An 11,111-nucleotide genomic window follows, 5' to 3' on the forward strand; every position below is an offset into this window, starting at 1 on the left:
CGGCCGGCACCAGCGACGACGACACGTAGGGGCGAGAGCCGATGAGCGCCATCCGGCAGACCACCAGCAAGAGCCTGATGCTGTTCTCCGGCCGGGCCTACCCGGAGCTGACCGAGGAGATCGCCGGGCACCTGGGGGTCACGCCGACGCCGACCGCGTCGTACGAGTTCGCCAACGGCGAGCTGTTCGTGCGGTTCGAGGAGTCCGTCCGCGGCTGCGACGCCTTCGTGGTGCAGAGCCACACCGCGCCCATCAACACCTGGCTGATGGAGCAGCTGATCATGGTCGACGCGCTCAAGCGCGCGTCGGCCAAGCGGATCACCGTCGTCGCCCCGTTCTTCCCCTACGCCCGCCAGGACAAGAAGCACCGCGGCCGCGAGCCCATCTCCGCCCGCCTGGTGGCCGACCTGTTCAAGACCGCCGGTGCCGACCGGCTCATGGTCGTCGACCTGCACACCGCGCAGATACAGGGCTTCTTCGACGGGCCGGTCGACCACCTGTTCGCCCTCGACCTGCTGGTCGAGGACGTCTGCGCGCGCTGGGGTGACCGCGACATCACGGTGGTGTCGCCGGACGCCGGGCGGGTGCGGGTCTCCGAGCGGTGGAGCGACAAGCTCGGCGGCGCCCCGCTGGCCTTCATCCACAAGACCCGCGACCCGCTGCGGCCCAACGAGGTCGTCGCCAACCGCGTCGTCGGCGAGGTCGAGGGCCGGGTCTGCATCCTGGTCGACGACATGATCGACACCGGCGGCACCATCGTGAAGGCCGCCGAGACGCTCTTCGAGGCCGGCGCCGCCGACGTGATCGTCTGCGCCACCCACGGCGTCCTCTCCGGCGCGGCGGTCGACCGGCTCAAGAACAGCCGGGTCAGCGAGGTCATCGTGACCAACACGCTGCCCATCGAGCCGGCCCGCCAGTTCGACAAGCTCACCGTGCTCTCCATCGCCCCGCTCCTGGCGCGGGCGATCAAGGAGGTCTTCGAGGACGGCTCGGTCACGAGCCTCTTCGACGGTGCTGGGTGATCTGTCGGCCTACCGGCCTCCTCCCGCGGCCACGTGCCGTTCCCGGCGTGCGCTGAGCCGTGCGCTCGCTCCGCTCGTCGGGGACCCTGCGGGCCCCGCTCCTCCCGGGCACCCGCCCGCGGCCACGTGCCGTTCCCGGCGTGCGCTGAGCCGTGCGCTCGCTCCGCTCGTCGGGGACCCTGCGGGCCCCGCTCCTCGCGGGCACCCGCCCGCGGCCACGTGCCGTTCCCGGCGTGCGCTGAGCCGTGCGCTCGCTCCGCTCGTCGGGGACCCTGCGGGCCCCGCTCCTCCCGGGCACCCGCCCGCGGCCACGTGCCGGTCCCGGCTTTCGTCGAGGCGCTCGGGGTCACGTCGTCCCTGGAGCGGCCGTTCCGGGTGGAGAGATGTCCGGCAGGGGGACGACGATGCCGGTGCGGCACCCGCGGCCCCCGACCGCGGCACCCGCGGCTCCCGACCGCGACGCCCGGCAGGTGGCTCCCCGACGGTCGGGTACGCTGGGTGAGTTGCCCGGCGAGGGAGACGGTCCGCCGTACTCCGTGATCGACGTGCGTGTGCCTGTCCCGAGGTGTGCCGCGTCGCGTGCCGGCTGCAGACCCGGATCCACCTCCCGAGGAGCACACCACCGTGGCTGACTTCCGCCTCGTCGCCGAGGCCCGCACCGAGTTCGGCAAGGGCAGCGCCCGCCGCACCCGCCGGGCCGGCCGCGTCCCCGCCGTCCTGTACGGGCACGGCCAGGACGTCGTCCACCTGTCCCTGCCGGCCCTCGAGTTCGCCGCGGTGCTGCGCAACGGCGGCTCCAACGCGCTGCTGACGATCGTCCTCGACGGCAAGGAGCAGCTGGCGCTGACCAAGGCCGTCCAGCGCGACCCGCTGACCCGCGTGCACGAGCACGTCGACCTCCTCGTCGTCCGCCGCGGCGAGAAGGTGACCGTCGACATCCCCGTCCACGTCACCGGCGACGCCGCCCCCGAGACGCTGGTGAGCGTCGAGCTCAACACCGTGTCCGTCGAGGCCCCCGCCACCTCGATCCCCGAGACCGTCGAGGTCGACGTCACCGGCCGCGAGGCCGGTCAGGGCGTGCACGCGAGCGAGCTGTCGCTGCCCTCCGGCGTCACCCTGCTCACCGACCCCGAGGCGCTGGTCGTCAACGTCATGGCCGCCCCGACCGCCGAGGCCCTCGAGGCCGAGCTGGCCGAGGCCGAGGCCGAGGCCGGCATCGAGCGCGAGGAGTCCGTCGAGGCCGAGGAGGGCGCCGGCGAGGGCGACGTCGTCCCCGAGCCCCTGGACCAGGGCAGCGGCGAGTCGATGGAGTCCGCCGAGAAGAGCGGCTGAGGCACGTCCTGAGCGAGAACGCGACCCGCGGGGGCGCCGGCGCAGCCGGCGCCCCCGTCGTCGTGCCCGAGGGGCCCTACCTCGTCGTCGGGCTGGGCAACCCGGGGCCGGCCTACGCGGGCAACCGGCACAACGTCGGGGCGATGGTCCTCGACGAGCTGGCCGGCCGTGCCGGGGTGCGGCTCTCGCCCGGCAAGGGCAAGCGCGCCCGCACCCTCGTCGGCGAGGGCCGGCTGGCCGGCCGCCGCGTCGTGCTGGCGCGCCCCACCTCCTACATGAACGAGTCGGGCAGCCCGGTCCGCGGCCTGCTCGACTACCACTCGATCCCCGCCACCGAGCTCGTCGTGCTGCACGACGAGCTCGACATCCCCTTCGCCAGCGTGCGGCTCAAGCGCGGCGGCGGCGAGGGCGGCCACAACGGGCTGCGCTCGGTCTCCCGCTCCACCGGCACCCGCGACTACCTGCGGGTGCGCGTGGGCGTCGGCCGCCCGCCCGGCCGGCAGGACCCCGCCGACTTCGTGCTCCGGGACTTCTCGGCGACCGAGCGCAAGGAGCTCGCCCTCCTCGTCGCCGAGGCGGCCGACGCCACCGAGGAGCTCCTCGCCCGCGGCCTCGAGGCCGCGCAGAACGTCGTCCACCCCCGCACCTGAGAGGGACGGCGGCCCCCCTCATCGGGTGACCCGACCGTGTTCCGCGTTGACGCCTCTCGTCACGCAGTGTGAGTGTTGCCCGGTCGCCGGGTCGTCCGGCCGGGGAAAAGTCCAGGCAGTGCGCCTCGGGCACCCCGGATCCGCCCCCCGGCCGACCACGCACCGTGATGCTCGGGGGGAACCGTGCTGCTGGACCACACCATGGCCGGACTGAGGACGACGACGTCCCCGGTCGGCGCCGCCGCGGCCGTGACGCGCCCGGTCGGGACGAGCTGGGCGGGCCGCTACGTCGTGGCCCTCGTCGCCGGGGAGGCCGTGGCCGCCGCGCTGGCCGCCGCCGCCGTCCTGCTGGTGCGCGACGACGCGCCGGCCTCGCTGGCAACAGCCGCCGCCGCGCTCGTCGTGCTGTGGCCGGTGCTGCTGTGGGCGTGCGGGGCGTACTCCGAGCGGGTCTTCGGCACCGGCAGCGACGAGTACCGCACGGTCCTGCGCGCCGGTTTCCTCCTGCTGGCCGCCGCCGGCTTCGTCTCCTACGCCGCCCGGCTCGACCTCTCCCGGGGTCTGGTCGTCGGCGCCATCCCCGCCCTCGCCGTCGCCACCCTGGCCCTGCGCTACGCGGCCCGGTGCGCGCTGCGCGGCCTGCGGGCCCGCGGCCTGTGCACCAGGCGCGTCGTGGTGGTCGGCCGTGGTTCGGCCGTGCTCGAGCTGACCGCGCGGCTGCGCCGGGAGGGCTACGCCGGCCTGGACGTCGTCGCCGCCTGCGTCACCCCCGCCGACCGCGCGCGGGTCGCCGAGACCGCGGGCCTCCCGGTGGGCGGGCTGGACGACGTGCTCGCCGTGGCCCGCCGCGCCGGCGCCGACACCGTCGCGGTGACCTCGGCCAGCGAGACCGCGGCCCAGTACCTCCGGGAGCTGTCCTGGGAGCTGGAGGGTTCGGGCCTGGAGCTGCTCGTCGCCCCCGGCCTCATCGAGGTCGCCGGCCCCCGGCTGCACATCCGGCCGTTCGAGGGCCTGCCGCTGCTGTCGGTGGAGCAGCCGCGGTTCGAGGGCTGGCAGCGGGTGGTGAAGGGCGGCATCGACCGCGCGGCCGCCGCGGTGGCGCTGCTGCTGCTGGCCCCGGTGCTGCTGGCCATCGCCGTCGCGGTGCGGGCCGACAGCCCGGGCCCGGTGCTCTACCGCCAGGAGCGGATCGGCGTGAACGGCCGCCCGTTCACCATCCTCAAGTTCCGCAGCATGGTCGTCGACGCCGACCGCCAGGTGGCTGCGCTGGCCGGGCAGAACATCTCCGACGGGCTGCTGTTCAAGATGCGGGTCGACCCCCGCGTCACCCCCGTGGGCCGGTGGCTGCGCCGGTTCTCCCTCGACGAGCTGCCCCAGCTGCTCAACGTGCTGGCCGGCTCCATGTCGCTGGTCGGGCCTCGGCCGCCGCTGCCGGCCGAGGTGGCCCGCTACGACACCTCGGTCAGCCGCCGGCTGCTGGTCAAGCCCGGCCTGACCGGGCTCTGGCAGATCTCCGGCCGCAGCGACCTGCCGTGGGAGGACGCCGTGCGCCTGGACCTGCGGTACGTGGAGAACTGGTCGCTGGCCCTGGACGTGCTCATCCTCGCCAAGACGGTGCGCGCCGTCGTGGCCAGCTCCGGCGCCTACTGAGCCCGCCGGCCGGGTGACCCGTGCGGGTGAGGTCCTCCCCGCCCGGCTCACCCGGACCGCTCCCGCCGCCGATGCACCCCCGAGGGACGGCGGCCGCCCGTCGGCAACGACGTCCCGCGAGACGCCCCTGATCGGAGGCACGGTGGACAGGCTGCGCATCGCCATGGTGGGCACGCGAGGCGTGCCCGCCCGCTACGGAGGCTTCGAGACCGCCGTGGAGGAGGTCGGCCGCCGGCTGGCCGACCGCGGCCACGACGTCGTCGTCTACTGCCGCACCGCGCCCGACGCCGCCGGGCCGCGCCCGGCCGAGCACCTGGGCATGCGGCTGGTCCACCTGCCGGCCGCCCGCCGCCGCGCGCTGGAGACGCTGAGCCACACCGCGCTGTCGGTGCAGCACCTGCTGACCCACCGCACCGACGTGGCGCTGGTCTTCAACGCGGCCAACGCGCCGCTGCTGCCCCTGCTGCGGGCCGCGCGGATCCCGGTCGCCACCCACGTGGACGGCCTGGAGTGGAAGCGGGCCAAGTGGGGGCCCGCCGGACGCCGGTACTACCGGGCCGCCGAGGCGCTCGCCGTCCGCTGGTCCGACGTCCTGATCGCCGACGCGCAGGGCATCGCCGACTACTACCGCGACGCCTTCGCCGCACCGACGACCCTGCTGACCTACGGGGCGCCCCGCATCCGGCCCGGCGCCCACCGGCTCGCCGAGGTCGGGCTCGAGCCCCGCGGGTACCACCTCGTGGTCGCCCGCTTCGAGCCGGAGAACCACGTCGACCTGGTGGTCGAGGGCTACGTCGCCGGCGCGGCGACCCGCCCGCTGGTCGTGGTGGGCTCGGCCCCCTACTCCGACGCCTACACCCGGCGCGTGCACGCCCTGGCCGACGACCGGGTGCGCTTCCTCGGTGGCGTCTGGGACCAGGAGCTGCTCGACCAGCTCTACGCGCACGCGTGCACGTACCTGCACGGGCACTCGGTCGGCGGCACCAACCCCTCGCTGCTGCGCGCCATCGGGGCCGGCGCGGCGGTCACCGCCTTCGACGTCGACTTCAACCGCGAGGTCGTCGGCGAGTCCGGGCGGTGGTTCCGCACACCGGCCGACGTCGCCCGGGCGACCGAGGCCGCCGAGGCCGATCCCGCGGGCACCCTGCGGGCAGGGGAGCGGGCCCGGGAGCGGGCCGCCGCCTACGACTGGGACGAGGTGGCCGCCGGCTACGAGGAGCTGGCGGCCCGGCTGGCCGGACGCCGGTTCCCGCGCCGGCGCCCGTCCGGACGGCGCCGGCCCACCGCGGCCGACGACCTCCCGCCCCCGCCCCCGCCGCCGCCGCCCGCGGCCGGGCCGGCGGCGGACGTCCCGGCGCCGGCACCCGCGCCCGAGGCCGAGCGCCTCCCGGCGGGCCAGCCGTGACCGCCGCACCGGCGTTCCCCGCCGAGGGGCTGGGCGCCACCCTGCGCCGGCTCTCGACCGCACAGAAGGGCGCCGCCGGGGCGCCGGCCTACTCCCGCTTCGTCAACCGGCCGCTGGGCCGGCTGCTGGCCGCGCTCGCGCACACCGCCGGGCTCACCCCGAACGCCGTGACCGCGCTGAGCGCCGGCTGCACCGCCGCCGCGCTGGTCGTGCTCGCCCTGGCCTCCCCGGGTGTCCCCGTCGGCCTGGCCGTCACCGCGCTGCTGCTGCTCGGGTACGGCCTGGACTCCGCCGACGGGCAGGTGGCCCGGTTGCGCGGGGGTGGCTCCCCGGCCGGGGAGTGGCTGGACCACGTCGTCGACGCGGTCAAGGCCTCCGCGCTGCACCTGGCACTGCTGGTCGGGCTCTACCGCTCCGGCACCGTGGACGAGGGCTGGCTGCTGCTGGTGCCGCTGGGCTACTGCGTCGTCGACGCCGTCACCTACTTCGCCACCATGCTCAACGAGGCCCTCCGCGAACGGCACGGGGCGCCGACCCGTGCGCAGCCGACCGACCGGCGGCCGGGCGTGGGCCGCTCGCTGCTCACGCTGCCCACCGACTACGGCCTGCTCGCCTGCGCCTTCCTGCTGTACGGCTGGCCGGCGCTGTTCCTCCCGGCCTACACGGCCCTCTTCGTGGCGGCGGCCGGTTTCCTGGCCCTCGCCTCCGTCCGGTGGTTCGCAGAGATGGGCAGGTTGACCCGATGAGCACCGACGTCCCGCCACAGGCCCGGGCCCCGCGCCGGCCGCTCCTGGTCGCGCTCGGCCTGCTGGCCGCCCTCCTCGCCGTCACCGCCGTGGTCCTCGGCGCGCGGGGGGAGGAGTCGGCCGGTCCCTCGGCCGCCGCGGCCACACCGCCGCCGACGTCGGAGGCGCCGGCCGCCGAGCCGACGGCCCGCGTCTCCGAGCCCCCGACGGGGCCACCGGCCGAGCCGACGGGCGTGGTCGCCGACGAGCTGCCGCCCAGCCGGGCACCGGTCCCGCTGGACGGGACGGCCGAGGTGGAGGACCGGGTGGCCGCCACGGTGACGGCGGTCGAGGCCGTCGAGGGCACCGGCACCGGGCCGGGCAACGTCGCGGGCCCGGCGCTGCGGGTCACCGTCCGCGTCGAGAACCGCTCCACCGAACCGGTCGACCTCGACGGCGCCGTGGTGACCCTGACCTCCGGGGTGGACCAGGCGCCCGCCCCGACCCTGGGCGACCCCTCGGCCGCGCCGCTCACCGGCACCGTCGGGCCGGGCGAGGCCGCCGACGGGGTGTACGTCTTCACCCTGGCCGAGGACGCCCGCGACCTGGTCACGGTGTCGGTCGGCCACGAGCCGGGCGCCCCTTACATGGTGTTCTCCGGCCCCGCGCGCTGACCCCCTCCCACCCGCGTCCAGCAGGGCCCCGGCTCCGGCCGGGGCCCTGCCGTCGTGTGCGCACCGGACGTCACCCCATGGGGGTGGACACGCCCCGCAGCGACGCTCGACCACGAACCGTCACCGGATCAGGGGATAGGTCCCCCTTCTCGTCACGCTTAGTGTTCGGCCGCTGGTCCGGCTCGAGGACCACGCAGTCGTCCTGGACGAGCGGGGGAAGCACCACATGTCTGTCGTCTCCACGGCCTGGGGGAAGACCCTCCTGGCCGGTCTGGTGAGCCTGATGCTGGGGGTCGGGGCCGTCGCCCTGCCCGCCCCGGCGGTGGCCGACACCGCGCCGGTGAACCCGGCGGACCCGGCCACGCCGGCCACCGTCACCGCCGACCCGCTGCCCACGGCGCAGATCAACGGGGTGGCCTGGGCGCAGGTGGTCGTGGGGAACACCGTCTACGTCGCGGGCCGGTTCACCCGCGTCCGGCCGGCCGGCGCCGCGCCCGGGACGCAGGAGACGGTGCGCAACAACCTGCTGGCCTACGACATCCGCACCGGCGAGCTGATCACCTCCTTCGCGCCCGACCTGAACGCGCAGGCCCTGGCGATCACCGCGTCGCCGGACGGCTCCCGCATCTACGTCGGCGGTGACTTCACCCAGGCCGACGGCCAGACGCGCTACAACCTCGCCGCCTACGACACGGCGACCGGGCGGCTGGTGAGCGACTTCAGGCCGGCGTTCAACAGTCAGGTCGCGGCACTCGCCGCCACCAACGACCGGGTGTTCGCCGGGGGCTGGTTCACCGCAGTCGGTGGCACGGCCCGCCGGAACCTGGCCGCCATCTCCGCCAACGGCACGCTGCTGCCGTGGGCGCCGGTGCCCGGCCCCGGGAACACCACTGCTCCCGCGACGTCTGTCTCGGCCCTCGTGGTGACCGGCAACGGCAACCAGGTGGTGGCCGGCGGGCGCTTCGGCACCCTGAACGGGGTCGCGGCGGTCGGTGTCGGCGCACTCGACGCCACGTCCGGTGCCACCAAGCCCTTCGCCGTGAACCAGGTCGTCACCAACCAGGGCCAGAACGCCGCCGTCAACAGCCTCTCCACCGACGGCACCTCTGTCTACGGAACCGCCTACAACTACTTCGGCCCCGGCAACCTCGAGGGGTCGTTCAAGGCCACGGCGAACGGCGGTCAGGTCGAGTGGATCAACGACTGCCGCGGTGACACCTACTCCAGCTTCCCGTCGAACGGCGTGCTCTACATGGCCACGCACGCGCACGACTGCAGCACCATCGGCGGCTTCCCCGAGCAGAACCCCCGGGTCAACCTGTTCGGCACCGCGGTGAGCCTGGCCGCGACCGGGACCGTCGGCAACCGCTCGGCGGAGCTCACCGGCAAGCCGGCCCCGTCGCTCCTGCCCTGGTTCCCGACCTTCTACTCGGGCACCTACACCGGTCAGTTCCAGGCCGGCTGGTCGGTGACGGGCAACAGCCAGTACGTCGTCTACGGCGGTGAGTTCCCGGGGGTCAACGGCAGCGAGCAGCAGGGGCTGGTCCGCTTCGCCGTCTCGTCCCTCGCGCCGAACCGGGTGGGCCCGCGCGCGACCGGGACCTTCGGCCCGAGCGTCAGCACGGTCCCCGGCGCCGTCCGCATCACGTGGAAGGCCGTCCACGACCGGGACAACGAGCACCTGACCTACCGCGTGTACCGGGACGAGTCGAACAGCGCCCCGGTGTGCGAGGTGACGCGGCCCTCGCGGTGGTGGGACCTGCCCACGTACGGCTGCGCCGACACCGGGGCCTCCGCAGGGTCGCACCGCTGGCTCGTGGTCGCCAGCGACGCGGCCGGCAACGAGCTGGCCTCCAGCTGGGTCACCGCCACCGTGGGTGCCGCCAACAGCGGCCCCTCCGGGACCTACGGCGACCTCGTCGCCGCCGATGGTGCCAGCGCCCACTGGTCGCTCGGTGAGCTCTCCGGCTCCACGGCCTACGACCGGGTCGGAACCCGGGACATGACCATGAACTCCGGCGTCACCCGCAACCAGGCCGGGGCCCTGGCCGGTGACGGGGGCACGGCGTTCTCCTTCAACGGCACGTCCACCGGTTTCCTGGCCACCACGGCGGCGGCCACCAGTCCGCAGGTCTTCTCGGTCGAGGCGTGGGTCCAGACCACGTCGCGGACCGGCGGGAAGATCGTCGGGTACGGCAACCGCGCGACCGGCACGAGCACCAGCTACGACCGGCACGTGTTCATGGACGCGGCGGGACGCCTGCACTTCGGCGTCTGGAACGGCGCCCAGCAGCGGGTCGGCACCACCGCGACCTACAACGACGGCCGCTGGCACCACGTCGTCGCCTCGCTCAGCCACCGGGGCATGGAGCTCTACGTCGACGGCGTCCTCGCGGGGACCCGACCGCAGGTGACCGCCGCCAACCCGTACAGCGGGTTCTGGCGGGTCGGCGGGGACCGCGGCTGGCAGAGCGCCGCGGAGTTCTTCGCCGGGCAGATCGACGAGGTCGCGGTCTACCCGACCGCGTTGTCGGCGCAGCAGGTGGCCGGCCACAACACGACGGGTCGCACCGGTCAGGTGCCGAACACCGCGCCGTCGGCGGTGTTCTCCGCTGCGGTGGCTGATCTGGCGGTGGCGGTGGACGGGTCGGGTTCGGCTGATGCCGATGGTTCGGTGGCCTCCTACGCGTGGGAGTTCGGCGACGGTGGCACCGGTACCGGGGTGACCGCGTCGCACGGCTACGCGGCGGCGGGCAGCTACACGGTGCGGTTGACGGTGACCGACGACGACGGGGCGACCGCCTCGACCAGCCGGGTGGTGACGGTGACCGCGCCGGCCGCCGAGCCGGAGCCGCAGCCCGAGCCGCAGCCGGGTGATGGTGCGCTGGCGGTGGATGCGTTCGACCGTGAGGTGGTCTCCGGTTGGGGGACCGCCGATCGGGGCGGCGCCTGGACGGTGGGTGGTTCGGGGAGCACGTCGGTGACCGGTGGCGCCGGTCAGCTCAGCGCCGAGGCCCGGCGGAACGCCTCGGCTCTGCTGGCGGGGGTCTCCTCGTTGGATGCCGCGGTGCAGGCCGAGCTGGTGGTGCCCGAGCTGGCCACCGGTGGCGGGACCTACGTCAGCGTGGCCACCCGGCGGGGGGGCACCAGCGACTACCGGTTGCTGCTGCGTTACCGCGGTGACGGCGTGGTCGAGGTCATGCTCGCCCGGCACGTGAACGGGGTGGAGACAATCCTGACCGGGACGGCGCTGTCCGGCGGGTACTCGCCTGGCCAGTCGGTGACGGTCCGGTTCGAGACCGAGGGCACCGGAACCACGACGCTGCGGGCCAAGGCCTGGGCGAGCGGGGCCCCGGAGCCGGCGGCCTGGCTGGTGACCGGCACCGACAGCACCGCTGCGCTGCAGCGGGAGGGTGCGGTGTTCCTCTACGAGTACGTCTCGGGCAGCGCGACCCGGGCCTCGACTGTGCGGGTGGACGACCTGTGGGTCGGGGCTGCCGGCACCGCTCCGGGCGAGCCGACCGGCACTCCGGTCGACCCGGCTCCGGTCAACCAAGCGCCGTCGGCGTCGTTCACGGCGGTACCCACGGAGTTGAGCGCGGCGTTCGACGGGTCGGGTTCGGCTGATGCCGATGGTTCGGTGGCCTCCTACG

At 75.1% G+C, this 11,111-nt stretch carries 8 protein-coding genes; all 8 read left to right on the forward strand.

Annotated features, from left to right (window positions below; genetic code table 11):
• The first annotated feature begins 41 nt into the window (after positions 1 to 41).
• Entirely contained in the window at positions 42 to 1,022 is a 981-nt protein-coding gene (locus D0Z06_RS02590; RefSeq protein WP_117375827.1) for a ribose-phosphate diphosphokinase, read from the forward strand.
• Positions 1,023 to 1,646: 624 nt separating this feature from the next.
• Positions 1,647 to 2,354, forward strand: coding sequence for a 50S ribosomal protein L25/general stress protein Ctc (locus tag D0Z06_RS02595; RefSeq protein WP_117375828.1), 708 nt, complete (start codon positions 1,647 to 1,649; stop codon positions 2,352 to 2,354).
• 62 nt (positions 2,355 to 2,416) lie between these two features.
• Positions 2,417 to 3,004 (forward strand): aminoacyl-tRNA hydrolase, encoded by a 588-nt coding sequence (gene pth / locus D0Z06_RS02600; RefSeq protein ID WP_117375829.1) that lies wholly within the window; start codon positions 2,417 to 2,419, stop codon positions 3,002 to 3,004.
• Between the two features lie 201 nt (positions 3,005 to 3,205).
• The gene (locus D0Z06_RS02605) at positions 3,206 to 4,654 is read left to right on the forward strand and encodes a sugar transferase (protein WP_117376081.1); all 1,449 of its coding nucleotides are present in this window, start codon (positions 3,206 to 3,208) and stop codon (positions 4,652 to 4,654) included.
• Between the two features lie 142 nt (positions 4,655 to 4,796).
• Entirely contained in the window at positions 4,797 to 6,059 is a 1,263-nt protein-coding gene (locus D0Z06_RS02610) for a DUF1972 domain-containing protein (RefSeq protein ID WP_233517404.1), read from the forward strand.
• A complete protein-coding gene (locus D0Z06_RS02615) occupies positions 6,056 to 6,805 on the forward strand; it encodes a CDP-alcohol phosphatidyltransferase family protein (RefSeq protein WP_117375830.1) in 750 nt (249 codons plus the stop codon). The genes D0Z06_RS02610 and D0Z06_RS02615 overlap by 4 nt, the downstream gene beginning before the upstream one ends.
• A complete protein-coding gene (locus D0Z06_RS25200) occupies positions 6,802 to 7,458 on the forward strand; it encodes a hypothetical protein (protein ID WP_158579857.1) in 657 nt (218 codons plus the stop codon). Before D0Z06_RS02615 ends, D0Z06_RS25200 begins: the two co-directional genes overlap by 4 nt.
• 226 nt (positions 7,459 to 7,684) lie before the next feature.
• On the forward strand, positions 7,685 to 11,111 hold a 3,427-nt coding region (locus D0Z06_RS02625; protein ID WP_117376083.1), incomplete at its 3' end, for a LamG-like jellyroll fold domain-containing protein.

The sequence above is a fragment of the Geodermatophilus marinus genome (assembly GCF_003428645.1).
GTDB lineage: Bacteria > Actinomycetota > Actinomycetes > Mycobacteriales > Geodermatophilaceae > Geodermatophilus.